Origin of the sequence: Faecalicatena orotica, from assembly GCF_905197545.1 — a bacterium.
Taxonomy (GTDB): Bacteria; Bacillota; Clostridia; order Lachnospirales; family Lachnospiraceae; genus Faecalicatena_A; species Faecalicatena_A orotica.
On the sequence record NZ_CAJJZH010000001.1, the window covers coordinates 454,183 to 480,101 of the forward strand.

24 protein-coding genes and 1 riboswitch are annotated in these 25,919 nt (G+C 47.1%); of the genes, 18 read left to right on the top strand and 6 right to left on the bottom strand.

The window, feature by feature from the left end:
• Positions 1-44: 44 nt before the first annotated feature.
• Positions 45-395, bottom strand: a complete 351-nt coding sequence (locus ABIN22_RS01980) for an ArsR/SmtB family transcription factor (protein ID WP_118619255.1) — start codon at positions 393-395, stop codon at positions 45-47.
• An 11-nt stretch (positions 396-406) separates the two neighbouring features.
• Positions 407-1,180, bottom strand: a complete 774-nt coding sequence (locus ABIN22_RS01985) for a nitroreductase family protein (RefSeq protein ID WP_346906251.1) — start codon at positions 1,178-1,180, stop codon at positions 407-409.
• Positions 1,181-1,549: 369 nt separating this feature from the next.
• On the opposite strand from ABIN22_RS01985, the gene ABIN22_RS01990 reads away from it, so the two are divergent.
• From ABIN22_RS01990 to ABIN22_RS02040, 11 genes are all read left to right on the top strand, one after another.
• On the top strand, positions 1,550-2,575 hold the full coding sequence (locus ABIN22_RS01990; RefSeq protein ID WP_346906252.1) for a LacI family DNA-binding transcriptional regulator: 1,026 nt from the start codon (positions 1,550-1,552) through the stop codon (positions 2,573-2,575).
• A gap of 559 nt (positions 2,576-3,134) precedes the next feature.
• Positions 3,135-3,689 (top strand): RNA polymerase sigma factor, encoded by a 555-nt coding sequence (locus tag ABIN22_RS01995; RefSeq protein WP_346906253.1) that lies wholly within the window; start codon positions 3,135-3,137, stop codon positions 3,687-3,689.
• Positions 3,682-4,431: a hypothetical protein gene (locus tag ABIN22_RS02000; RefSeq protein ID WP_346906254.1), complete on the top strand. Its 750-nt coding sequence runs from the start codon at positions 3,682-3,684 to the stop codon at positions 4,429-4,431. The genes ABIN22_RS01995 and ABIN22_RS02000 overlap by 8 nt, the downstream gene beginning before the upstream one ends.
• Positions 4,419-5,321 (top strand): ABC transporter ATP-binding protein, encoded by a 903-nt coding sequence (locus ABIN22_RS02005; protein ID WP_346906255.1) that lies wholly within the window; start codon positions 4,419-4,421, stop codon positions 5,319-5,321. The genes ABIN22_RS02000 and ABIN22_RS02005 overlap by 13 nt, the downstream gene beginning before the upstream one ends.
• A complete protein-coding gene (locus tag ABIN22_RS02010) occupies positions 5,290-6,405 on the top strand; it encodes an ABC transporter permease (protein WP_346906256.1) in 1,116 nt (371 codons plus the stop codon). The genes ABIN22_RS02005 and ABIN22_RS02010 overlap by 32 nt, the downstream gene beginning before the upstream one ends.
• A 59-nt stretch (positions 6,406-6,464) precedes the next feature.
• A complete protein-coding gene (locus ABIN22_RS02015) occupies positions 6,465-7,175 on the top strand; it encodes a response regulator transcription factor (RefSeq protein WP_346906257.1) in 711 nt (236 codons plus the stop codon).
• A 105-nt stretch (positions 7,176-7,280) separates the two neighbouring features.
• Complete coding sequence (locus ABIN22_RS02020) at positions 7,281-8,207, top strand: ABC transporter ATP-binding protein (protein ID WP_118619229.1); 927 nt, start codon at positions 7,281-7,283, stop codon at positions 8,205-8,207.
• The gene (locus ABIN22_RS02025) at positions 8,201-8,977 is read left to right on the top strand and encodes an ABC-2 transporter permease family protein (protein WP_346906258.1); all 777 of its coding nucleotides are present in this window, start codon (positions 8,201-8,203) and stop codon (positions 8,975-8,977) included. Before ABIN22_RS02020 ends, ABIN22_RS02025 begins: the two co-directional genes overlap by 7 nt.
• Positions 8,978-9,013: 36 nt before the next feature.
• Entirely contained in the window at positions 9,014-9,925 is a 912-nt protein-coding gene (locus tag ABIN22_RS02030) for a sensor histidine kinase (RefSeq protein WP_109729549.1), read from the top strand.
• A gap of 98 nt (positions 9,926-10,023) precedes the next feature.
• Positions 10,024-10,935 (top strand): DMT family transporter, encoded by a 912-nt coding sequence (locus ABIN22_RS02035; protein ID WP_109729548.1) that lies wholly within the window; start codon positions 10,024-10,026, stop codon positions 10,933-10,935.
• Positions 10,932-11,867, top strand: a complete 936-nt coding sequence (locus ABIN22_RS02040; protein ID WP_346906259.1) for a tRNA dihydrouridine synthase — start codon at positions 10,932-10,934, stop codon at positions 11,865-11,867. The genes ABIN22_RS02035 and ABIN22_RS02040 overlap by 4 nt, the downstream gene beginning before the upstream one ends.
• Before the next feature lie 101 nt (positions 11,868-11,968).
• Here the strand turns inward: ABIN22_RS02040 and ABIN22_RS02045 are convergent, their stop codons facing one another.
• On the bottom strand, positions 11,969-12,574 hold the full coding sequence (locus ABIN22_RS02045) for a manganese efflux pump (protein WP_181368551.1): 606 nt from the start codon (positions 12,572-12,574) through the stop codon (positions 11,969-11,971).
• Positions 12,575-12,680: 106 nt separating this feature from the next.
• Here ABIN22_RS02045 and ABIN22_RS02050 point away from each other — a divergent pair, with 106 nt between their 5' ends.
• The 4 genes from ABIN22_RS02050 (at position 12,681) to ABIN22_RS02065 (ending at position 16,083) form a co-directional block, all read left to right on the top strand.
• Positions 12,681-13,814 (top strand): M23 family metallopeptidase, encoded by a 1,134-nt coding sequence (locus ABIN22_RS02050; RefSeq protein ID WP_346906260.1) that lies wholly within the window; start codon positions 12,681-12,683, stop codon positions 13,812-13,814.
• A 121-nt stretch (positions 13,815-13,935) separates the two neighbouring features.
• Positions 13,936-14,280, top strand: a complete 345-nt coding sequence (locus ABIN22_RS02055; protein WP_346906261.1) for a hypothetical protein — start codon at positions 13,936-13,938, stop codon at positions 14,278-14,280.
• Between the two features lie 191 nt (positions 14,281-14,471).
• Positions 14,472-14,577: riboswitch (NiCo riboswitch) on the top strand.
• A 136-nt stretch (positions 14,578-14,713) separates the two neighbouring features.
• Positions 14,714-15,640 (top strand): cation diffusion facilitator family transporter, encoded by a 927-nt coding sequence (locus tag ABIN22_RS02060; protein WP_346906262.1) that lies wholly within the window; start codon positions 14,714-14,716, stop codon positions 15,638-15,640.
• 230 nt (positions 15,641-15,870) lie between these two features.
• Positions 15,871-16,083 carry a hypothetical protein gene (locus ABIN22_RS02065; protein WP_346906263.1) on the top strand — a complete coding sequence of 71 codons (213 nt, stop codon included), beginning with the start codon at positions 15,871-15,873 and terminating at the stop codon, positions 16,081-16,083.
• 336 nt (positions 16,084-16,419) lie between these two features.
• Here ABIN22_RS02065 and ABIN22_RS02070 read toward each other — a convergent pair whose 3' ends face one another.
• The gene (locus ABIN22_RS02070; protein ID WP_207657839.1) at positions 16,420-17,004 is read right to left on the bottom strand and encodes a DUF4230 domain-containing protein; all 585 of its coding nucleotides are present in this window, start codon (positions 17,002-17,004) and stop codon (positions 16,420-16,422) included.
• A gap of 153 nt (positions 17,005-17,157) precedes the next feature.
• Here ABIN22_RS02070 and ABIN22_RS02075 point away from each other — a divergent pair, with 153 nt between their 5' ends.
• Positions 17,158-17,736 carry a phosphatase PAP2 family protein gene (locus ABIN22_RS02075; RefSeq protein ID WP_109729540.1) on the top strand — a complete coding sequence of 193 codons (579 nt, stop codon included), beginning with the start codon at positions 17,158-17,160 and terminating at the stop codon, positions 17,734-17,736.
• An 89-nt stretch (positions 17,737-17,825) separates the two neighbouring features.
• Here ABIN22_RS02075 and pyrG read toward each other — a convergent pair whose 3' ends face one another.
• Together pyrG and ABIN22_RS02085 are read right to left on the bottom strand one after the other, a co-directional pair.
• Positions 17,826-19,451: a CTP synthase gene (gene pyrG, locus ABIN22_RS02080; protein ID WP_346906264.1), complete on the bottom strand. Its 1,626-nt coding sequence runs from the start codon at positions 19,449-19,451 to the stop codon at positions 17,826-17,828.
• Between the two features lie 692 nt (positions 19,452-20,143).
• Entirely contained in the window at positions 20,144-21,622 is a 1,479-nt protein-coding gene (locus tag ABIN22_RS02085) for a DUF1846 domain-containing protein (RefSeq protein WP_109729538.1), read from the bottom strand.
• Positions 21,623-21,764: 142 nt separating this feature from the next.
• Between ABIN22_RS02085 and ftsH the strand changes: the two genes are divergently transcribed.
• Both ftsH and uvrC read left to right on the top strand, forming a co-directional pair.
• Complete coding sequence (gene ftsH, locus ABIN22_RS02090) at positions 21,765-23,804, top strand: ATP-dependent zinc metalloprotease FtsH (RefSeq protein ID WP_346906265.1); 2,040 nt, start codon at positions 21,765-21,767, stop codon at positions 23,802-23,804.
• A gap of 160 nt (positions 23,805-23,964) precedes the next feature.
• Entirely contained in the window at positions 23,965-25,821 is a 1,857-nt protein-coding gene (gene uvrC / locus ABIN22_RS02095; protein ID WP_109729536.1) for an excinuclease ABC subunit UvrC, read from the top strand.
• Positions 25,822-25,919 lie beyond the last annotated feature (98 nt).

Genomic DNA, 25,919 nt, shown 5'->3' on the forward strand with positions numbered 1-25,919 from the left:
GACAAAAACCGGACGGCAGCAGACCCTGATCTGCTGTCGCCCGGTTATTTTTGAGTACTAATTGCCTGAATACTTCCATAGATTAAGTTGATCAAGTCAGCAATCTCTTTCCACTGCGTTCCATCTACACTCAAATAATAATAGTTTTTGGTTCCTTCCCTTTGCATTGCTACAATTCCTGCTTCCTTCAGGATCTGAAGGTGATGTGACACGGACGGCCTTGTCAAATGCGTTTTTTCTGCAATCTCTCCAACACGGATTCCGGATAAATCACTTTCCAGCAGCACAAGCAGAATCAGCTGCCTTGTCTCATCGCCGATAGCAGTAAAAGCATTCCTGCATTTTTGAAAACCCGACACTATTTTTTCCAGCCTTTCTTCACATTCCATATACATCCTCCCTTACATTACATATATCTGACATCTAACTTTTCATGCTGTGTGGAACGGAGAAATTTAATACCCGGATAACCTAAGACTAAAGTCATCGCTGCTTTCTTCCCCTTCGGTACCCGCAGCTCTTTTCGGATTCGGCGTGAAATGTTGGCTGCTGTCGTAAAAAATCCACTGAACAGCACACCCAGGCCATTTGCTTCAGCCACAAACTCCATATTCTGTGCGGCAAGAATTCCGTTCGTCTTATCTTCGGCCAGCACAACAATAACAACAGGCGCCTTAAAAAATAAAAAGTGTCTGTCAATTTCAAAACGCTTCACCATAGGGCTGAATAAACCTGCAGGCGGTTTCACTTTTTTAAATATACGGACAGCCATCTGTTCTATTCTGTCCTTTTCTTTATCAAGTACAACAAATGACACATCCTGTTTATTTTTTGCAGTATGGGTAAGCCTCCCCGCCTCCAAAATCTGGTCTATGACTTCTTTTGGAATTTTTTTATCCTGAAACTGCCTGATACTTCTTCGAAAGCGGATAGCATCTAAAACTTCCCCGGGATTTAATTGTGCATTCCCTGTTTTCCTGGTTGGCTCCGTGTCATAGCCACTGATTGAAACCGCTTCTTTCGGACAGACTGCCGTACATTGTCCGCAAAGAATACAGTGTTCTGAAACAATGTCGGCCTTTTTATCCTTTAATCTTATATTACGTGCGGCACACGTTTTCACACATAACCCACATCCAATACATTTATCTGTATCAATTCTTACCTCATGTTTTTCCATAGCAAAAATCCTTTCGTTAATGTTTGTTAACCATTATACAAAACAAAAATGCCAGTTACAACATTGGTAAAGAAATACGTTACCAATGGAGGTCTGAGGGGATTATATCTATTTTGTGGGCTGCTCCAGAGAGCAGGGCGGCTATTTTCTGTCTCTGCCATTTCTGGCTAATGTAATAATAGCACATATCATAATCACGAATGTGAATAAATCACCATGAAAAGAATATCAGAATTGCTTATTAAGATCAAATGAAATTATACGCTTAATTGCACATAAATAGCAAGGTATGGTATAATTCGTTTAAGAGTTCGTACTCGATGACTGTTTGTGAGGATGCATAAGAATAGAAGAGGTGAAGATAAAAGGATGAGCGTTACAATTAAACAGATTGCAGAAATGGCGGGTGTGCACAGGTCCACAGTAGATAAAGTGCTTCATAACAGGCCGGGGGTAAGTGATCCCGTCCGCAGGCGTGTGCAGAAGATTATTGATGAGTGTAATTATGAAGCTAACCCGATTGGCAAGGCATTGAAGATGCAGGATAAGGAACTGAGGATAAAGGTTATTCTTCTGGAAGTAGATGCCCGTTCCTATCTGGAAAAGGGGATTGAAGAGGAGTTAAAAAAATACGGTTCCTTTCAGATTGAACTGGATTATATGACCATACCCTATTCAGAGACAGAGAAACAGGTGAGGGCGCTTCGAAGCTGCATAGGGGAAAAAGTGCAGGGGGTCATCTTAAGTCCGATCAATTCTCCGGAAATTGTAAAAGAAATAGATGCCTGTACACTTGCGGGGATCCCGGTCGTAACAGTTAATACAGATATTAAAGGCAGCCAGCGCCTTTGCTTCATCGGTCAGGATGGATTCAAGGCAGGACGCGTTGCAGGAAGACTGATGGGAGAATTTCTGCGGGGACAGGGCAAAATTGCAGTCTTCACAAGTGACGGTGATAACCACCAGTCATTTCCCTTTGGAACAAGAGAAGGCGGTTTCCGCCAGATCATTGCGGAAGCATACCCGTATATTCAGGTCATGGATAATATACATACACAGGAAAAATCCCAGGTCATCCGGCGCGAGATGCGTAAACTGTGTGAAAACGAAAAAAAACTGTCAGGCATATTCATTACATGCGGTGGTGTCAAGGCAGTCGGTGATGTACTGGAAGAGTATGAGCGTGAAGACATAAAACTGATCTGCTACGAAAACTATCCTGAGATTATCGAACTTCTAAAAAAAGACATCGTAACCGCCACACTAGATAGCGATATTGAAGAACAGGGAAAAAAAGCACTGGAAGTCTTAATGGATTACCTAATCTACGACAGAATGCCGGTTCGGAAACACCTGTATTCAGAAATAAAAATCATGCTCAAAGAAAGCATCTAAAACAGCGAATGAAGGGACGCCAAGGACAAGCTAAGTCTGGGAGCCGGCGGCAGAAATTTCCTTATGACAAATATGTTTCACCCTGCGAATCAATACGCCGCTTTTGTGTAGGATTCCACCGGCTAAAAAACTCTTTTTCTTCCGTCCGGATGAACGTAAGCCTGAGGCTAGGCAGTTGTAGAAGCCCCGGCAGGGTCCGTATGGTCTGTTCGGATGCATAGAATAAACGTTAGAACTACTTATGTTAAACACGGTCTTTTACAGGGATAAAATCTGTTTTCCAAAACAGATTTTAAGACCACCTGCACCGTTCAATCATTAAGATTGGACGGTAAATGTGGTCGGTGCCCTGTGAAAGGCCGCGTTTAGCATTAGTAGTTCTTCGTGAATGGACAGCAATCGAACAGACCATACGGGCCCTGCCGGGGCTTCTACAACTGTCTTGCAGCAGGCGTCCTATTCCCCGAATTAAAAAAGTTTTTCATAAAATAAATCCTTTGGGGAAGAAAATGGGTTATATTAGTGTAAGGCGTTTTACAGTGAGGAAAGGAGGACGTTTATGGACGATAAGGAGCTGGTCCGGCTGGTTCAGAGCGGGCAGAAAGAGTACTTAAATGAGATTGCCGGAAAATATTACGATGATATTTACTACTTCTGCACGTATCAGACCGGGAGCCGGGAAGATGCCTATGATCTGACTCAGGAAACGTTCCTCCGTTTTATCAGGTATGTGGACAGCTACCGGTACCGGAACCTGCCGGGGTATCTGCTCACGATAGCTATGAACCTCTGCCGGTCGTATTTTCACGAGTCAGGACGGACGCGTCTGGAACTTGAGTACCGGGAAGGGGACAGGAGTAAGGATAACCAGAAGGAAAACAGGGACGGCTCTGTACAAATGGAAGGTTTGGAGGAGAGCCAGGTTCTGGCTGAGGCGCTCATGCAGCTTCCGGATATGCAGAGGGAGGCCGTACTGCTGCATCATTTTTATGGTTATAAGAACCGGGAAATTGCCCGTATGACAGGGGCATCCTATGCTGCGGTAAAGTCGAGGATTAATCAGGGGATTGACAAATTAAAGGACCTGCTGGATAAGGAGGATTTTTATGAGTAGCGGGAAAAAGAAATCATGGAGGTTTGAAATAGATGAGACAAGAAAACAGGAGGGGCTTATTCAGATCAAAAGGGCGGTGCAGGAAAAGAAGGTCAGATATTATCCTTCCTTTCTGGCCTGTCTGATCGAACAGCTCCGGTACCAGACATGGTCTTTCTGGGTTTTGCAGGGCGGCATGCTGGTGCTTGCTTTGGTTCTGATCCGGTATTTGAACCTGCCGGGCGGCGATGGGGAGGCATCAATTACTGTATGCTCGCTTTTTATGGTCCTGACTGGCAATGTATGTTTAAGCGGGGTCAGCAGGCTGTTTTCCTGGCATATGGCGGAACTGGAGCAGACGCTGTACCTGAACCTGAGGCAGATGGTAAGTATCCAGATGCTTCTGGCAGGGATGATAGATTTGGCAGTGCTGGGCCTGCTCGTGATCTTCTGTGGCGGCAGGAGCGGGGCAGGGACGGGGGCATACCTGCTGTATATGCTGGTACCGTTTTTATGGTCTGATATCCTTTATCTGCATATGCTGACAGCCTTAAGGGGAGGTTTGAGGGGATACAGACAGCTTTCCGCGGGTGTCCTCAGTGGAATACTTGCTGTATTTCCTGTGTTTGTGGAAGAATCATATCATTTGGAATACCTGATGGTATGGGGGATCGCAGCGGCGGTGGGGGTCGGAGTCCTGATTCTTGAAATCCGCAGGCTGTTTGGAAAAATAGAAGGAGGTGAAGTACTGTGCCTGAATTAGTATTAGACAGGGTTACAAAACAGTTTCAGAATAAAATTGCAGTGGACCAGGTTTCACTGCGTCTTACCGAGGGGGTACATGGATTCCTTGGTGCGAATGGAGCAGGAAAGACGACACTGCTTCGGATGCTGTGCGGTGTCTTAAAGCCTTCAGCGGGAGAAATATTATGTAATGGGGCACAAATCCGTGGGATGGACGGAGAATACCGGCATATGCTGGGATATCTGCCTCAGGATTTTGGGTATTACCCGGATTTTTCGGCAAAAAGATATCTGGAATATCTGGCTGCGTGCAAGGCGGTGCCGAAGGATCTGGCAAAGGATAAAGTACAGGAGGTGCTTCAGCTCGTAGGGCTTTCGGGGGAACAGAAACACAAGATTAAAACATTTTCCGGCGGGATGATCCGCAGGCTTGGAATCGCGCAGGCACTGCTCAATGATCCCGAAATACTGATTCTGGATGAACCCACGTCCGGGCTGGACCCGAAGGAACGCATTCGTTTCAGGAATATTATAAGCGCGATGTCAAAGGGGAGGATCGTCATCCTGTCTACCCATATTGTGTCTGATGTAGAGTTCATCGCGGACCAGATCCTTCTGATGAAGCAGGGACGGATCGTGGAGCAGGGAACTTCCCGGGAAGTGACAAAAAGTGCAGAAGGCAGGGTATGGGAATATCTGGCCGGACCTGAAGAGGCGCAGAGGCTGAATGAGCAGTTTGCGGTTAGTAATTTAAAGAATGAAGGGGATCAGGTTTATTTACGGATCGTGGCGGACAGCTGCCCGTGTGAAGGCGCAGTAAACGCGGAACCGGGGCTGGAAGACGTATATCTGTATCATTTTAAGGAGGCGGCAGAGAATGTGGAAAATCTGGAAAGAAGAAATTTATAAAATCGCATCCCGCAAAATCATCTGGTGCGGTATACTCGTACTGCTGGCATTCCTGACTTTCCGGCTGTGGACGATCCAGCAGGATTATGCGGTGACCATTGACGGGCAGACCTATTATGGGAAGACTGCGATCAGGAAGGATCAGGAACTGGCAAAAGAATATGCGGGACCTTTGACGGAAGAAAAGGTCAGGGCAATCTATGATCGGTTTGGGTTCTACTATTACGATGAAAAGATAGATAATTTTAGAGGGAACTTCTGCAATAAATATATTACGGAAAAAATGACGAACTACAGGCAGCTGAGTGGCGATAATCCCGATGAGATCCAGTTTATGGAGGGTGAAGAATGGGAAAACAATGCGGCGCCGCTTTTAAAGGGGGATGTACAGTTTGACTATGTATATGGATGGGATGATATGGTGGAAACATATGGGATTACGATGATGCTGATGCTGAGCGTCATTCTGATCATCGGCCTGTCGCCTGTTTTCGCGGAAGAGTATACGCTTCGGACGGCAGACATCCTTTTGACAACCAGAAGGGGCAAAAAGAGTGCCATATGGATGAAAATATCGGCGGCAGTCTTTTTTACGGCGGCAGTGTACTGTCTGGCCTCTCTTTATATATGGCTGGCTTACCGGTATGTTTTCGGCACACAGGGACTGGATGCCTCCACGGTGTTATGCGGGGCACTGCCTTACCACGGGACTTACCCGAAAGAGATAGGGGCATTTTTTGTATTTATTTTTGTTTTGGGAGTGGCGGGAATCATCCTGCTTTCGGCGGTTGTGCTGGCAGTCTCAGCAATATGCCGGAACTCGTTTATGGCGGTAGTTGTTTCCATGATCGTATTTGTAATCCCGGTTGCATGGATAAAAATCTTTTCCCCCATGTGGATACTGGGGAGAAAAGGGACTATGCTTGTGAATCATTTCATGCTGTCGCAGCCAGTCTATCTGCCGCTGGGCTGGGGATTCTCATTTCCAGAGGATGTAACTGTTATGCATCTGCTCATCGCACTGACAGTCACAGTTGTATGTATAACGGCAGGCTACCACAAATATAGAAATTATCAGGGATAGGGGGCTTCCTTTCTTTCCGGGAATCGTGTACAATGATATTCGTGTGGAGGTAAACGGATATGGATAAACGCAGGATTCTCATTGTAGAGGATGACACAGATATCAATCATTTGCTGAAAAAAATTCTGGCAAAGAATGAATACGATACGGTTCAGGCGTTTTCAGGGACAGAGGCAAAGCTTCTGCTTCAGATGGAAACGCCTGATTTGATTTTACTGGACCTGATGCTCCCCGGAATGAGCGGGGAGGAACTAATCTCGGTGATCAGGGAAGAGATGGAACTGGATACCCCGGTCATAGTATTGTCGGCAAAGGCGGCGCTGGAGTCGAAAGTCCGGGCATTAAGAGGCGGCGCGGACGATTACCTGACAAAACCATTCGAGGCAGATGAGGTTCTGGCAAGGGTATATGCCGCCCTGAGGCGCTCCGGGACGAGGCAGAAAGGCGGTTCAGGAAAAGAGGAAAATGAAACAGAGGAGTATACATACAAAAAACTGCATCTTTTGCATAAATCCCGGAAAGTGACTGTAGGAGGGAAAGAGATTTCCCTGACCATGCATGAATATGACATCCTGTACCTTCTGATCAAGGACCCGGGGAAGGTATATTCCCGGGAAACGCTTTATGAACAGGTCTGGAACGGCGGCTATTACGGGGAGGACAACACCGTGAACGTACATGTCAGTAACCTGAGGAAGAAGCTTGCCAGGGCAGATGCAGGGGAAGAGTATATCAGGACCGTATGGGGAGTCGGTTTTAAAATGGCATAAAAGCATCTTTATGATTTCTTTAAACTTTCTTGAGGACTTATTAAAAGCCTCCCGGTTACAATCATTCATGTAAGCAGCAAAGTGAAATATGCGGAGGAATAAAAGATGAGAGAACATGTTATTGAAGCCAGAAGCCTGACTAAGAAATATGGCAGTGTAACGGCACTTAAGGACGTGGATATTACTGTCAAAAGAGGAGATATTTACGGCCTGATAGGAGATAACGGCGCCGGAAAAACGACTTTTTTAAAAATGCTGACCGGGCAGATATACCCGTCAGGCGGGGAAGTCCGCCTCTTCGGGGCCTACCCGGAAAAGGAACTTCAGAAGAACAGGAAACGCAGTGGGGCCATTGTGGAGTCACCGGGATTCTATCCAAAGCTCTCTGTGGAAAGAAATCTGGAATATTACCGTATCCAGAAAGGAATACCCGGGAAGGGAAAGGTAGAAGAGATCTTAAAGAGCGTAGGTCTGTGGGAAAAACGCAGGAAAAAAGGCGGAACACTTTCGATGGGCATGAAGCAGAGGCTCGGTCTGGGGATTGCACTTCTCGGGGAACCGGAGCTTTTAATACTCGACGAGCCTATCAACGGCCTTGACCCCAGTGGAATCATCGAGATGAGGAACCTGCTGCTACAGCTGAATCGGGAAAAAAACATAACAATCATTATTTCCAGCCACATTCTTTCAGAACTGGAACAGATCGCGACCATATATGGATTCTTAAGCCAGGGATGGCTGCTGAATGAGATTACGGCAGAACAGCTCCATGAGCAGTGCGCGGTCTATCTGGATATAGCGGTGACGGAACCGGAACAATACGCGGCGCTTCTGGAAAAGAAGTGGGAGGGTATCAGCTACAAGGTACTGCCGGATTCATCGTTCAGGATCAAGAGCCCTGAGATGACAGCAGATGCGTACAGCCTGCTGGCGGCGGAACATAAAATCGGGGTGCTGCGTCTTGAGCAGAAGCAGATGATGCTGGAAGAATACTATATGAATCTGAAGGAGAGAGGGAGATTGTCATGTTAAATTATATGAAGAGTGAATGCTACAGAGTGATCCACGGAAAAGAGCTGTATGTACTGACGGGTGTCTTATCCGGACTGACTGTCCTGATGAACGTCATTTTATATCTGTTCAACCGGTTTGTATTCGATTTCCCCTATGGTTCGATAAGATATTCATTAAATATACTATCCAGCAGTATGACAACCCTGCTGTTGGGCGGATTGCTTGTTACCAGCTTTGTGTTCTCAGAAGAGCACAAAAACGGGACATTGAAAAACGCAGTCTCTTTCGGCATCTCAAGAGGGCAGTTTTTCACTGCAAAATGTATCGTATGCTCGGCGGCATCCCTTGCCTGTATGGCAGTTGTACTGACGGTTTACTATGGAAGTGCCTACCTGCTCTTAGATGACCCCGGCGGAATCACTGTCATGGTCAGATTAAGGGGTGTTGCGGCGAACCTGCCTATGGCATTTGCAGCCGTCATCCTTACAGTTGCACTCATGTGTATGATCAAAAAAGAAATCCTTATGACGATCTGCTGGATGGCCGTCATATGGGGGATTCCTATAATCAGCTTCATTGTGGGATTCAAGATAGAGTGGCTGAACAGGGCCGCACAATGGATGCCGTGGAACTATCTGAAATATGAAACCTCTGTAAACATGACACAGTATGAGTGTCTGTGGGATACGCCGGAGGGACTGGCAAAATGCCTGATCGCCGGTGTCATAGGAATTGTTGTATTTTATGTGGCGGGATACGTTGTCTTCAGGAAACGGGATATTGCATAGAGGATATGATGTGAGGAGAAAGGAGCGTGTGCAGAAATGACCTGTCTCATTCTGGCAGTAGTATGTTTTATAGCAGTGTATTTCTGCATACGCTTTTTCCTGCTGAAAAAAGCACTGGGGGAGGCGGCGCAGGAACTGCGGGAGATCACGGAAGATCTGGAAGAAAACCGCATTGTCAGGCTGCCGTCACCGCAGACTGAGATGGAAGTACTTTTGGAAGAAGTGAACCGGAATCTGGAGGCAATCCGAAGAATCCATGTGGGTTATCAGGAGAAAGAGCAGATGCTGCAAAGACAGATTGAAAATATCAGTCATGACCTGCGGACCCCGCTGACATCGATTCTGGGGTTTCTGGACCTGATCGATGAGAGTTCCCTTAAGGCGGAGGACAGGGATTCCTTAGAGATTGTCAGGAAAAAAGCCCGCTCCATGAAAAGGCTGACCGCCCAGTTTTATGATCTTTCAAGACTAACGGCAGGAGACTATGAGCTGGAAGTCGGGAAAGCAGATGCCGGCAGAATCCTAAGGGAAACCACACTGGAGAGTTATCAGGAACTTGTCCGTAAGAATCTGGATGTCCGGCTTGATATACCGGATGAAGCAGTATTCGCGCTGGCGGATGAGGCCGCGCTGGAAAGGATTTTTTCAAACCTGATTCAGAATGCACTCAGATATGCGGTTAGCACACTCAGAGTCAGCCTGAAGGAAGAGAAAAGCGGGATTACGGTTCTCATGGAAAATGACACGGAGCATCTGGATGCCGGTGAGGTGGATGCTCTGTTTGACAGGTTTTATACTGCTGACCATTCCAGAAGCGAAGGCAGTACCGGGCTGGGGCTTCCGATTGCCAGATATCTGGCGGAAAATATGGGAGGGGAATTAACAGCCTGCGTGAAGGTGCATGGCAGCAGAAAATGGCTTCAATTTTATTTGAAACTGAATAAATGAAGATATTTTACAAGCCTGAAAGGTGCAGATATAGTATAATAATGCCCGTGAGGTGATTAAATTTATGAAAAAAGAGACATGGACAGGGGGCAGACGTGATGAAGGATAAAAACGGGATGGGACATCTGGCGGCATTATTTACGATTGTAGTGTGGGGTACTACTTTTATTTCTACAAAGGTTCTGCTTCGGAATTTCCAGCCTGTGGAAATACTGATTATCCGCTTTGTGATCGGCTATATTCTGCTTTTTCTGGCAAAACCGGGACTCATAAGGCTGACAGACAGGAAGCAGGAATGGGTATTTGCAGCGGCAGGACTCTGTGGGATCTGCCTGTATTATCTTCTGGAAAATATTGCCCTGACATACACACTTGCCTCTAATGTGGGAGTGATTATTTCAGCGGCTCCGTTTTTCACGGCTATTTTAAGCAAGATTTTTTTAAAAGAAGACGGACATATGCGTGTATCATTTTTTCTGGGGTTTGCGGTAGCGATCGTGGGAATCTGTATGATGAGTTTCAGCGGGAGTGAAACCTTGAAGCTGAATCCGAAGGGGGACATTCTGGCTCTGGCTGCCGCTTTTGTATGGGCATGCTATTCTGTCCTGACGAAGAAAATCAGCGGATATGGATATTCTACAATTCAGAATACAAGACATATGTTCGGCTACGGGATTCTGTTCATGATACCGGCGGCAGTAGCATTTGACTTCCGTCTGGGACTGTCAAGACTGGCGGATCCTGTGAATCTTCTGAATATCCTTTTCCTTGGGGCGGGGGCATCTGCACTTTGCTTCGTAACATGGAACATGGCCGTACAGATACTGGGTGCAGTCCGCACAAGTGTCTATATTTACATCGTCCCGGTCGTAACGATTGTTACATCCGTGCTGATCCTGCATGAGAAGATCACAGGGACAGCGGCTTTAGGCGCGGGACTTACACTGGCGGGGCTGATTCTGTCAGAAGGAAAGATAGAGTTTAGAAAGGAACGGGAGTCTGCACTATGAGATTTTATTTCGCCCCTCTTGAAGGGATCAGCGGTTACATATACCGCAATGCATACCATACATATTTTGGAGAGATTGACAAGTATTTTATTCCGTTTATTATGCCGAACCAGTTCGGGCACCTCAGTTCGAAAGAGAAGAATGATATCCTGCCTGAGCACAATGAAGGGATGACTGCCGTCCCGCAGATACTGACGAATTCGGCAGACGATTTCATCCGCACGGCAAGGAAGCTTAAGACATACGGGTACAGAGAAGTGAACCTGAATCTGGGCTGTCCTTCAAGAACTGTTGTCACAAAAGGAAGGGGCTCGGGGTTTCTTGCATTCCCCGATAAACTGGACCATTTTCTGGAAGAAATCTTTTCGGCGGCGGATATCCGTATCTCAATCAAGACAAGAATTGGAAAAGAGAGCCCGGAAGAATTTGACCATCTGCTGGAAATATACCAGAAGTACCCACTGGCCGAGCTGATCATCCATCCAAGGCTCCAGACGGATATTTATAAAAATACACCGGACTGGGAAGTGTTTGGCAGGGCAGTTGGCTCATGCGGCTGCAATATCTGCTATAACGGGGATATTTTTTCCGTTCAGGATTACCGGCGGTTTGAGGAGGCTTTCCCGGATGTGGGCTGTGTGATGCTGGGCCGTGGGATTCTTTCGAATCCGGGATTGGTCTGTGAGATCAAAAATCATACACCACTTGAGAAATCGACCCTGAAGGCCTTTCATGACCGGATCTATGTAGATTACCAGAAGGTCTTAAGCGGTGACCGGACAATCCTGTTTAAAATGAAGGAGCTGTGGTTCTATATGGCGCCTTTGTTTACGAATTATGAGAAATATGCGAAGAAGATTAGAAAATCAGAGAAGCTTACGGTCTATGAAAAGGCGGTAGAAGCACTGTTTAGTGAACAGGAAATTGTATGAAAAACAGCACCGGGATGTGGATGTATACCCATTCCGGTGCTGTTTTTTTCATGCTGGAAAAACAGTATGTTAGAAAAACAGTATGTTAGAAAAACAGTATGTTAGAAAAACAGTTCATATGCCCCGAGCCCGACCAGTATCAGTCCGGAGATCACATCTGCCAGCTGGTCTGAGATTCGGGGAACCTTTGTCTTTCCAATGAAGTTTCCGGCATACAGAAAGACGACGGATACGATCAGTGACATGATTGCAGTGGGTACGAGCTTCAGTCCCGTAATACTGGCGCCGATCCCCATGCCGAAGTTATTGATAGAGAGAGCGAGCCCCAGAAATAATCCTTCTTTTAGCGTAAGCAGGGTTGCTTCGGCTGGCTCTTTTTTAGAAGAACTGGCTGAGAGTTCATTTGATTTTACTTCTGTTTTTTTACATTTCTTACTGAGAAAGCCGAAGAGAGACTTCAGTATATAGTACAGCCCCAGCCCGATTAAAAGGGCGCAGCCGATGGCCTGGGTAGAGGAAGCCGGAAGAAACTGTGAGATTTCTGTGCCCATAAGGATCGCGACGATAGTACCTGCCAGCGTGACGAGGCTGATAATGGTGCTCTTTAAAAGATCGATGTTCGATTTCTTAATCCCGTAGGACATTCCGACAATGAAGCTGTCTATATTAGCGGAAAGAGCGAATAAAAGTGATGATATAAGATGCATGATCTGCTCCTGACACCATAAATGTTGTTTGTATTCAGTATATTCAGAAGAATTTGTTGCGTTCATGCCGCATAGACTATTAAGAGTTTATGGCAGGAGCATGTACATGCGAAAACGATTATTTTTCCCGGCAGGAATTGCGGCCGAAATCCTGCTGCTTCTCCTTGTGTTTTGTGTCTGGCAGGGGAGTGGGCAGAATCAGTCAGCAGATCAGGAAACAGCTGTTTCTGCCGGTGCACGCGGGATTGCGGAAGAAAACAGTGATGCAGCCGGCAGTGGCGGTGGAGAGAAGGCAGAGTATATCAAATGGGTGGAATTTAATGTTTCTTATGAAGCATTAAACCGTGCCTATACATATGACGTAGAAACATATCAGGAGGACGTCCATTTAAACTGGGTGGAACTGCTGGCGTATCTTGGGGCCAGATACGGCGGGGATTTTACAAGATATCAGGAAGCTGACATGACCCAGGCGGCAGAAAAGCTTCTTACGGGAGGGTCGACGATCGAGGAGATGGCGGCCGATATGGAGTATTACGGCTATTACCGTGAGGCTTATGGTGCTGTTCTGGACGGTATGGTGGGGGAATATGAGATTGAGAAACCGGAAAGTGAAGATTCGGATAAAAAGGTATGGAAGAAATTTTACGGGCTGAAGGCATATTCTCCAATCGCCAAGACATTTCCCTATACAGATTATGATGATTTCGGGGTGTCCAGAAGCTATGGCTACAGGCGCAACCACTTAGGGCATGACATGATGGGACAGGTGGGAACACCCGTTGTGGCCGTTGAGTCCGGCTATGTGGCCGTTATGGGATGGAACCAGTACGGAGGCTGGCGCATCGGGATTAACAGTTTTGATGGGAAGCGTTACTATTATTATGCACATCTGCGGCAGAATATCCCGTTTGCAGAATCACTGGAGGAAGGTGACGTCGTACAGGCGGGGGATGTAATCGGCTACATGGGCAGGACCGGGTACAGTACAACGGAAAATGTAAATAACATTGACACCTACCACCTTCATTTTGGGCTGCAGCTGATTTTCGATGAAAGCCAGAGGGAGGGAAATCATGAAATATGGGTGGATGTGTACCCTCTTGTGAGGTTCCTTTCACAGAACCGCTCAGAAGTGGTAAGAAATGATGCCAGCAAAGAGTGGTACCGGAAATATAGTATGAAGGACCCGGCTGCAGAAAAATATCTAAAAAATGATGAACAAAACAAAAATAAATAAAAAATAGTGAATAATTAAAATTAAAGACAGAAATAATTATAAAAATACAATTAAAATATTGACTAATTGAAGCGTACGAGCTAATATAAAGATAACAAGAAAGACGAAGGGAGTGGAACCTATGTTAGAAAAATTATTTATTATTTTAATCTCGGCGCTGGCACTTTTAATTGTCTGCTGGATGCTCGCAGAGTACTGGCTCCGCTCTGTAAGGAAGCTTTCAGTAGAAAGGATATCCAGCCTTGGCATCCTGGATAGAATGGCATTCGCTTTTGAAGATTTCTGCGGAGGCGTGAACCATAAAAAAGATTTCCGGAGGATGCGTCTGGAGGAAGAGATGGAAAGCGTACCGACAGAGAGCCAGCGGGGTCCCCGTATCATGGAAGCAGCAGACAAAGAAGGGAAAAGCAGGGATACAGAATACATCAGGAAGGAAAAAAAGACCAGGATCAAGGCAAACATGTGATTTGACAAATTGACGAATTTGCCCCCCTCATAGAGATGCGGCTGTTATCGAAATCTAATTTCTGTAACAGCCGCATCTATTTATGGAAGATTGCATACAGAGAAAAATTCTCGTTATGAAAAATAATGATTGACAAAAAAGGGCGGATTGCATATTATAAAAGGAAACTCTTTGCACTGCATATTTATTCTACAGTACAAACTGAGCAGGCGATCCATACAGGGGTGATACTCAGTATGAATGGGGCCGGGCCGCGGACGCGGCAGCAGATGAACAGGAAGAATCTGTGGGACAGTTTACTACGAATGTTCCACAGGTTCTTTTTGTGTAAACGGAGTTAAAAATCCGCTTGCAGGAACCTCCGGACAGGATGTGCATTGAAGTGAACCAGATAATACTGTTCAGACAGCTAAATGAGAAGGAGGACATCATAATGGCACAAAACACAGAAAACATACAAACAGAGGGAACAAGGATTGCAATGCGCGTATCCAAGGTCAGTATTGGGGTGAATATAGCACTGTCGGCATTTAAACTGGCTGCCGGGCTGATTGCTCATTCCGGGGCAATGCTGTCGGATGCGATACATTCGGCGTCGGATGTATTCAGTACGGTCATTGTCATGATAGGGGTTACGATCTCGGGGAAAAAGTCTGACAAGGAACATCCATACGGCCATGAAAGAATGGAGTGTGTGGCATCGATCCTGCTGGCAGTTGTATTGTTTGCGACCGGTGCAGGAATAGGAATAAGCGGGATACAGAAGATAGCGTCAGGTAATCTGGAATCGGCTTCGGTTCCGGGCCGGATGGCACTTATCGCAGCAGTCATATCCATTCTGGTTAAGGAGTGGATGTACTGGTATACTAGGGCGGCTGCTAAAAAAATAAATTCCGGGGCACTGATGGCTGACGCATGGCACCACCGTTCCGACGCGCTGTCTTCCATCGGGGCGTTTGCCGGAATATTCGGTGCGCGGCTTGGATTTCCTGTACTTGATCCGCTTGCAAGCGTTGTTATCTGTGTATTCATAGGAAAGGCGGCGTGGGACATTTTTCAGGATGCGATGAATAAGATGGTGGATAAGTCCTGTGATGACCGGACGATCCAGCAAATCCGCCAGGCGGTGTTGGAAAACAGGGGTGTGGAAAAGATTGATACAATCCGTACAAGAATGTTCGGGGCAAGGGCCTATGTGGATATTGAAATCGCCGCGGATGAGAACCTGACACTGCGCGAGGCGCACGGGATAGCAGAGGAAGTACATACCAGAGTGGAGGAACAATTTCCAGAGGTAAAACACTGCATGGTGCATGTAAATCCACTGACAAAAAAGGAAATACTTGAAATCGATGGGTAGGGGCTGTCAGCAGGGTTCTGCTGCGAAGTGTACGGCATAAGCCGGGTTCCTTCGCAGTAAAGTGAACTCTGCATTCAATCTTTTAAATAACCTGCACGTAAAAAGCCGTAGTCTGAGGGGGTATACTGGCTGTCTGCGCATTTGAGTGGACGATCCGGACCGTTTGCCCGGGGCGCAGATTAGAAAGTCTGACCGGGCTGCCTGCGCGGTTTCTTATAATGGTATTATCCGTGATGATAAATACTGTCTGCCTGTTTATGTCACCTGGAACGCCGGTTGTAATAGAACGGTTGCTGGTATCTACGCTGACGATCCTGCCGGTGGACGTGGTGCTTGAAGGACGGCTCCCGCTGCGTACCAACAGCAGAAAGGCATTCGACTGGGGCGGAATGCTTCTGGTTGTAATTGGCGAAAAGATGGCATCCACCCACATTCCCTTGTGAATATCACATAAACACATGGTTCTGCCCAGCGAGTTGAGAATCACAGTATTACGGTGCACGTTTAGCTGCAATAGATTGATAAAAGTAATTCCGTCCGGAGTTTTGGAGGAGTATGATATTGTTACAGATCCAGTTGTACGGGTCTGCAGGAAAACTTCTTCCACAAGTGCATTACTGGCCTGCATCATATTTCCAAACCGGATAATATTTCCGATGTTGTTCAGTGGCATGTTGTTACTCCTGTTTATGATGTCTCTTTATTATATGATAACGGGGGCAAAAGGTCATTCCATACATATCTGCATGTCATGGAATGATCTTTTACCCCCGGTGCATTTATTCCGCATAAGTAACGGTGAGTTCATATGAATTGGTATTGTCTTCAGTAATCGGCTGTATCAGCGTTTCGATGACGGCTGCGGCCTGTTCTCTGGCCTGTTCAAGAATGTCCGTCTGTCCCGCTTTCGCTTCGGCATCATTCTTTGCATATGCGATTGCCTTTGTCGTATCTTCTTTGTTTGTCCAGTTAAAGAGTGCAAACTTTTCATCGTAAAATTCGAGTGTATCGGAATCAATCGTAATATCCTGTATTTCAGGGGCCGGTATCCGGATACTGATACTTTTCCCGGAGACTTCGACAACAGCCTGTGATAAGTCAATGCCCGCTTTAATATGTGCATCATAGATCATAGAGAAACTCTTTTTGTTGATAAAATCGATCTCACCCTCCGAGTATTTAATGATGCCTCTGTAGTCCAGTCTGGCAGTAGTAAGTGAACTGCATTTGCTGAGACGCTCCTCGATGGAAACGGCGCTGACTGTAACTTTGGGCTCTTTATTCAGAAGCTTTGCCCCAAGAAACCCGACCGCAACCAGGGCGGCCGCAGCGATGATGATAATTAGTGAACGCATTTTTTTCATGTGTATCCCTCCGTCTTAATCTCTGTACAGGTATGGTGTACCTGTATATAGTATATCTTGTTTGGAAAAGATAGTCTATCATTTAAAATGCCCTGGTAATATGATATACTATAAAACATATTGACTAAAATGAAAGGTCCGGGTAAATGAATGATGAGTTATCTGTTACAGTTAGATGGTGATATTTTGCTTTTTATACAGCAGTATCTGCGGCATGACTGGATGACCCCTTTCTGGAAGTTTATTACATCTCTGGGGAATGCTGGATGGTTTTGGATTGTACTCTCTATTGTGCTGCTGCTGTTTAAAAGAACAAGGAAAATAGGGATTACGGCTATTATAGCATTAGCGATAGGCGCCCTGATAACGAATGTGGCGCTGAAAAACCTGGTTGCGAGGATACGGCCGTATGAGGTGGTGGACGGCCTGAGGCTCCTGATAGAAAGGCAGCGTGATTATTCGTTCCCGTCGGGGCATACTTGTGCTTCCTTTGCCGCAGCCCTTGTATATTACAAAATGGCGCCGCGGAAATGGGGAATACCTGCGGTCATTCTGGCGTCCCTGATCGCATTTTCACGTCTTTATGTCGGGGTCCACTATCCGTCGGATGTGCTGGCCGGACTCCTGATCGGCATATTTGCAGCATGGGCAGCCCTGAAGCTGTCCGGTTATATCAGTCAGAAGCGGACCGCGGGGACAGAAGAGTGCGGGAAAGAGGGAAAAGAAGGATGATAATCCGGGATTCCGGTTGTTACAGAAAAACAAGCCCTGAAATGACAGCATAGCGCTGCCATCTCAGGGCTTGTTCTGTTATCAGGCCTCTATTCCAGCCTGCCGTTACGTTGACTCGAATATTTGAGTGCGGCTTCCACAAAGCCTTTAAAAAGAGGATGCGGCCTGTTGGGACGCGACTTCAGCTCGGGATGGGCCTGTGTCGCAAGGAACCACGGGTGATCCGGAATTTCTACCATCTCGACGATTCGCCCGTCAGGGGAAAGGCCGGAAAGCATCATGCCGTGTTCCTCCAGCGCTTCGCGGTAATCGTTATTTACTTCGTAGCGGTGGCGGTGGCGTTCCTTGATTTCCTCAGCTCCATACAGGCTGTAAGCCTTTGAATCTTTTTTCAGAACACAGGGATAAGAGCCAAGTCTGAGTGTGCCGCCAATATCTTCCACGCCAATCTGGTCCGGCATGATATGGATGACCGGATGCGTAGTGTCCGGTTTTAATTCCATACTGTGTGCATCATGATAACCGAGTACATCTCGGGCAAATTCGACGATGGAGAGCTGCATACCAAGACAGAGCCCGAGGAACGGGATGTTATTTGTACGTGCATATTTAATGGATTCTATTTTTCCTTCAATACCGCGGTCACCGAATCCTCCCGGCACTAAAATGCCGCTGACATCCTTGAAAATTTCATCAGTATTTTCAGCACTAACGGTTTCCGAGTCAACCCACTTAATATTGACCGTAGTGTGACTGTAGATTCCACCGTGTTTCAGCGCCTCTACCACGCTGATATAGGCATCGTGGAGCTGGATATATTTTCCAACAAGGGCAATATTGATTTCCTGCGTCGGATTGCGCAGGTTATCCACCATCTCGGTCCAGTCTTTTAGATCCGGTTTTGGACAGTCAAGGTGCAGGCACTCGCATACAACCTGTGCCAGATTCTCGCGTTCCATAGCGAGCGGAGCTTCATACAGGTATTCCACATCCAGATTCTGAAGGACGTGTTTTGACGGAATATTGCAGAAAAGAGAAATCTTGTCTTTCATGCCAGTATCCAGAGGAAATTCAGAACGGCATACAATAATATCCGGCTGGATTCCCATACCCTGAAGTTCCTTGACACTTGCCTGGGTCGGTTTTGTTTTCATTTCCTGTGAAGCTTTTAAATAGGGAATTAGAGTGACGTGTATCAGAATCACGTTTTCGTGACCTTTTTCGTGCTGGAACTGCCGGATGGACTCTAAGAAAGGCTGGCTTTCGATATCGCCAACGGTCCCTCCAACTTCTATGATTGCGATTTCCGTGCCTAAAGCGGCAGGATTGCGGTAAAATCTGCTTTTGATCTCGTTTGTGATATGTGGGATAACCTGTACGGTCCCGCCACCGAAATCTCCGCGGCGTTCCTTCTGCAGAACCGACCAGTATATCTTACCGGTGGTCACATTGGAATTCTTCGTCAGGCTTTCGTCTATGAAACGTTCATAATGTCCCAAATCCAAGTCTGTTTCCGCGCCGTCGTCTGTTACGAATACTTCACCGTGCTGTACCGGGTTCATCGTTCCGGGGTCAATATTGATGTACGGGTCAAACTTCTGCATCGTTACCGTGTACCCCCGTGCCTTAAGCAGGCGCCCGAGAGATGCGGCAGTGATGCCCTTACCCAAACCTGAAACAACTCCTCCGGTCACAAATACATACTTTACTGCCATAAAATCCTCCTTTGTGTGAATCATTAAAAAAATACTTAAAGAGTATATACCAAAATCCAAAAAAAATACAGCTTTTTTTACAAGAGGAGAAATTTGGAATGAGTTTGTGTGGGGGAAGGGGTCGCTTGAAATGAGGATGGGACAGAGGACTGCGCGGGTGCATATGCCAGTTTTTGAGGCTGGACGTTCCCCTAAGCAGGCCTAAATAAAAACCCGGCGTATGCTCGGAAACCCAAGGGACTCACTCCGTTTGCCGATGCAAACGCAGTTCGGCCCTTGTTGAAATTTGTTTTGGAGAACAAATTTCATTCCGAGTATACGCCGGTTTTTTTATTAAGTCCCGCTAAGGGTCTCTTTACGCCTCCTAAACTGGCATATGCACCCGCGCAGTCCTCTGTCCCATCCTCATATCAAGCTAGGCGCATCCAACCACAAAAAACTCATACCCCGGTGGGTTTCTCGCCAATACGCAACTGGAGTTGGCTGCGAGGACATTTTTATGATTCGTATAGGGGAGGAATAAAGTTCTGTTTTGCCGATACCAATACGCTTCACTTGGTAATGAGCTTCCTGATTATATTTGTCACTGCTAACTGGATGAACGCAGCTAAGTAAGCGGACAGGCTTTGAACCGGCACCACACAGCCACACGGCGCCCTCCCCCGCCTCTTACTTAGCGTCCCTCATCCTATCTAGTGGTAAATATGATCAGTCTCATAAACTGCCTCGCAGGTGAGTTGTACGCCTAGTTTTTTGAATGTTTTGATATCTACGTCTGACAGCATGACGGAGGTATGTGCCTGGCAGCCGTCCAGTTTGGGGAGCTGTTCCAGTGCTTTTCTTGCGAGGCTGCTGTTGGCGGCGCTGGCGGAGAGGGCGATGAGCACCTCGTCGGTGTGGAGGCGAGGATTCTTGCTCTTTAAGTAGTCTACCTTCAGCTTCTGGATCGGCTCGATGGATTCCGGAGAGATGACATGCAGTTCGTGGTCAATCCCGGCCAGTTCTTTGATGACATTCAGCAGGAGGGCTGCGGAAGCTCCGAGCAGGTTCGTTGTCTTTCCGGTTATGAGCCTGCCGTCGTCCAGTTCGAGGGCAGCAGCAGGGCCCTGTGTCTCTTCGGAGCGTTCACGGGCCTTTTCCACGACCTTCCTGTCCTGTACGGTCACGTTGGCCTGATTCATGAGAATCTCGATCTTCTGGGCCTCTTCCTCTGAGCTTGTACCCTGTACAAGGGAGTTCAGGGAGGCAAAATATCTGCGGACAATCTCCTGACGGGATGCTTCGCGGCAGGCTTCATCGTTGCAGATACAGTTGCCGGCCATATTGACACCCATGTCTGTCGGAGACTTGTACGGGCTTTTCCCGTAAATTTTTTCAAAAATGGTATTTAATACCGGAAAAATCTCCACGTCGCGGTTATAATTTACCGTTGTCTTGCCATATGCTTCTAAGTGGAACGGATCGATCATATTGATATCATTCAAATCGGCCGTGGCAGCTTCATATGCCAGATTAACCGGATGCTTAAGCGGCAGGTTCCAGATGGGAAATGTTTCAAATTTGGCATAGCCTGCATGAATTCCGCGTTTATGTTCATGATATAACTGTGAAAGGCATGTGGCCATTTTTCCGCTCCCGGGTCCCGGGGCTGTGACGATAACCAGTGGGCGGGACGTTTCGATATATTCATTCTTACCGTATCCGTCATCACTTACAATCAGTGGGATATTTGACGGATAGCCGGCGATATTATAATGGATGTAGACACGGATGCCGAGATTCTCAAGGCGGTTTTTGAAAAGCTGAGCGCTTTCCTGGCCGGAGTACTGGGTAATGACAACACTTCCTACATACAGGCCGTTGTCCCCAAAGGAATCCATCAGGCGCAGAACGTCTGAATCGTATGTAATACCCAGATCACCGCGGACTTTATTTTTCTCAATATCACGAGCACTGATGACGATGACGATCTCGGCCTGGTCGCTGAGCTGCTTCAAAAGCCTTAATTTGCTGTCCGGTGCAAAGCCCGGCAGGACTCTGGCTGCATGGTAATCGTCGAATAACTTTCCCCCGAATTCAAGATACAGCTTGTTATCAAACTGGTTTATCCTTTCGCGGATATGTTCTGACTGCATGGTTAAATATTTTTCATTATCGAATCCTATTTTCATTTTCTCTTTCCTCACTCATGACATATTTCGTAACCAGTATACTATAAAATGCCCCGTGTTTACAATATTTTCATAATCTTTTTATTGATTTATGGGGAGCCTGTACTTATAATGGGGATAGTGGATTTTAGGAGGCTTAAGAATGGATAATCAGAATAACAGAAATAACAAAGATCCTAAAAACAATCGCCAGGGCTGGGGAATCATCCTCGTGACAACGCTGTTGACTGTTTTTATAGTAATGGGACTGGTTTCAATGATGCAGGATAAGAATCCTGAGGAGATCAGCTATGATAAATTCCTGAAGATGGTGGATGACGGTGAAGTTGAAAAAGTTACGATTGATTCAACGAAGCTGTACATCACGCTGAAGGATGATGCCAGGAAAAAGGAAGGTACAAAGACGGCATCTGATATTGTCAGCCAGCTGGAGGATAAGAAAGAGGATCAGGAAAAGGCACCGGATTACTATACCGGCGCAGTAAGGGATGATACACTGTCCGAACGGCTTTACAAAGCCGGGGTAGAGTATGAGCAGAACATACCGGATACGGCATCCTCCATGATATTTGAGATATTTATTACAGTGATACTTCCGATACTTCTGCTCGTAATTCTGTTTAATTTCCTCATGAAGCGTATGTCAAAGGGCGGCGGCATGATGGGAATCGGCAAGAGCAATGCAAAGGTATACGTGGAGAAGGAGACCGGGGTCACATTCCAGGATGTGGCAGGCCAGGATGAGGCGAAGGAGTCTCTTCAGGAGGTTGTTGATTTTCTGCATAACCCGGGAAAATACACCGGAATCGGTGCTAAGCTTCCGAAGGGAGCCCTGCTCGTGGGCCCTCCGGGTACAGGTAAGACCCTGTTGGCAAAGGCTGTTGCAGGAGAAGCAAAGGTGCCGTTCTTTTCCCTGTCCGGTTCGGCGTTTGTAGAGATGTATGTCGGCGTCGGGGCATCCCGTGTGCGTGACCTGTTCAAGCAGGCACAGCAGATGGCGCCATGTATCGTATTTATTGATGAGATTGATGCGATCGGTAAGACACGTGATACCGCAATGGGCGGGAATGATGAACGTGAACAGACCCTGAACCAGCTGCTGGCTGAGATGGATGGATTTGACACGAATAAGGGCCTTCTGCTTCTGGCGGCAACGAACCGTCCGGAGGTACTGGACCCGGCGCTTTTAAGGCCGGGACGTTTTGACAGGCGTATTATCGTGGATAAGCCGGATTTGAAGGGACGTGTGGATGTCCTGAAGGTACATTCCAAGGATGTTAAGATGGATGAGACAGTCGATCTGGAGGCAATTGCACTGGCTACCTCAGGTGCAGTAGGTTCCGATCTTGCCAATATGATCAATGAGGCTGCGATTAATGCAGTCAAGAATGGCAGACAGGTTGTCAGCCAGAAGGATTTATTTGAAGCAGTGGAAGTTGTTCTGGTCGGTAAAGAGAAGAAAGACCGCATCATGAGCGAGGAGGAACGCAAGATCGTATCCTACCATGAGGTCGGCCATGCGCTCGTCAGCGCGCTCCAGAAGGATGCAGAGCCAGTACAGAAGATCACGATCGTCCCGAGAACGATGGGGGCTCTTGGATATGTCATGCAGACACCGGAAGAGGAGAAGTTCCTGAACACGAAGAAGGAACTGGAGGCTATGCTGGTCGGTGCACTTGCAGGACGTGCCGCGGAGGAGATTGTATTTGACACCGTTACTACAGGGGCATCCAATGATATCGAGCAGGCAACAAAGATTGCCAGAGCCATGATCACCCAGTATGGAATGTCTGAGAAGTTCGGCCTTATTGGTCTGGAATCAATCCAGAACCGTTATCTTGACGGCCGTCCGGTTATGAACTGCGGTGAAGCGACAGCGGCCGAGATAGATGGCGAAGTCATGACTATGCTGAAGAATGCATATGAGGAGGCAAAGCGCCTCTTAAGCGAGAACAGAGAAGCACTCGATAAGATTTCCGCATTCCTCATTGAGAAGGAGACGATCACCGGAAAAGAATTCATGAGAATCTTCCGTGAAGTGAAAGGGATCGAGGAGCCGGAAGAGGGAAGTGAGCCGAAAAAAGATGTCCGTGTTACAATGAAGCCGGCGGAAGAAGGCGGCCAAAAAGGTTTAGAGGCACATGTGAACGAGGATTATCCTGTAGATCACAGCCAGGAATAAAGAAGGAATACAGGAAAAGCCGGGAGACGCTAAGCGTAGTCCGGCTTTTCAGTTTGTGCGTTATGTACGCGCATGTAAACCGTAATATTTTTTTCTTTAGCGCTTCCTTTTCTCGTAAAAATCCTTCACAAATACCCGAACAGGCATTATAATATAGGTCATGGAAAATAATAATTTTGATATACAGGAAGAATTGAAAAAGCTCCCGGGCAAGCCAGGAGTTTATATTATGCATGACGAGAAGGACAATATCATATATGTGGGCAAGGCCATCAGCCTGAAGAACCGGGTACGGCAGTATTTCCAGAGCAGCAGGAATAAGGGGGTTAAGATCGAGCAGATGGTTACGCATATACGGAGGTTTGAGTATATCGTGACAGATTCGGAACTGGAGGCGCTTGTTCTGGAGTGTAACCTGATTAAGGAGCACAGGCCGAAGTATAACACCATGCTGATGGATGACAAGGCTTACCCTTTTATTAAGGTCACGACAAATGAGCCGTTCCCGAGGGTCATGCTTGCAAGAAAGATGCTCAAGGATAAGGCCCGGTATTTCGGCCCGTATACGAGTGCACAGGCGGTGCGCGATACGATCGACCTGCTCCACAAGCTGTACCATATACGCAGCTGTAACAGGAGCCTGCCGAAGGATATCGGGAAGGAACGTCCGTGCCTGAATTACCATATTAAGCAGTGTGACGCTCCCTGCCAGGGGTATATTTCCAAGGAAGAGTATGCAAAAGCGGTTCAAGAGGTAATCCGCTTCCTGAACGGGAATTTTGACGTAATCTTAAAGGAACTGCAGGAAAAGATGGATGCCGCTTCTGAGGCACTTGAGTTCGAGAAGGCGATTGAATACCGGGAATTGCTGAACAGTGTGAAGAAGGTCGCACAGAAGCAGAAGATAACAGACAGCAGCGGCGAGGATCGTGACGTGCTGGCGGTGGCTTCAGAGGAAGAGGATGCTGTGGTGCAGGTCTTCTTTATCCGCGGCGGAAGGCTGATCGGGCGGGACCATTTTTACCTGCGCATTTCAAAGGACGAGCCGCACAGTGAGGTGCTGGACAGCTTTATTAAGCAGTATTATGCGGGAACACCGTTTATCCCGGGTGAGCTGATGCTTCCGGAAGAACTGGAAGACATGCACCTGCTGGAAGAATGGCTGGGTACAAAACGGGGCGGGAAAGTAAGCATCAGGGTCCCTAAAAAAGGAACAAAAGAAAAGCTGGTGGAACTGGCTGCCAATAATGCTTCGCTCGTTTTGAATAAGGATAAAGAGCGCTTAAAGAGGGAAGAGGGCAGGACGATCGGTGCGGTCAGGGAAATCGCAAAAATGCTTGATCTGGACGGCGTCAGCCGCATGGAGGCATATGATATTTCGAATACAAATGGATTTGAGTCCGTTGGTTCGATGGTCGTATATGAGCGCGGGAAACCAAAGCGTAATGATTACAGAAAGTTTAAGATCAAAGGGATCCAGGGCGCGGATGACTACGGAAGTATGAGGGAAGTCCTGACAAGACGTTTCACACATGGCCTCAGGGAGCGTGAGGAGAGTAAAGAACTCGGCGGTTTCACTTCATTCCCGGACCTGATCCTCATGGATGGCGGAAAAGGACAGGTGAATGTCGCACTGGAAGTTCTGGATGAACTGCGTCTCAATATTCCTGTCTGCGGCATGGTAAAGGATGATTTCCACAGGACGAGGGGGCTTTACTACCACAATGAGGAGATTGCGATCGACAAATCCTCCGAGGCCTTCCGGCTGATTACAAGGATTCAGGACGAGGCCCACCGCTTTGCCATAGAGTACCACAGGCAGCTTCGGTCAAAGGGACAGGTACATTCAATTCTGGATGATATAGACGGCATCGGGCCAGCCAGAAGAAAGGCACTCATGCGCCATTATCTGAGCCTGGATGCGATCAAGGCTGCAACGGTGGAAGAACTGTCGGCCGTTCCGTCCATGAATGAAAAATCGGCGGAGGCAGTGTATAAGTTTTTTCACGGAGAATAAGGCGGTCTGATATGGTATAATGCCCGCACTTGGCGAGGTATTATCGAGCCTAGTAAGACATACACCTAAATACTTAACGAGGTATTTCACGAGTTTAG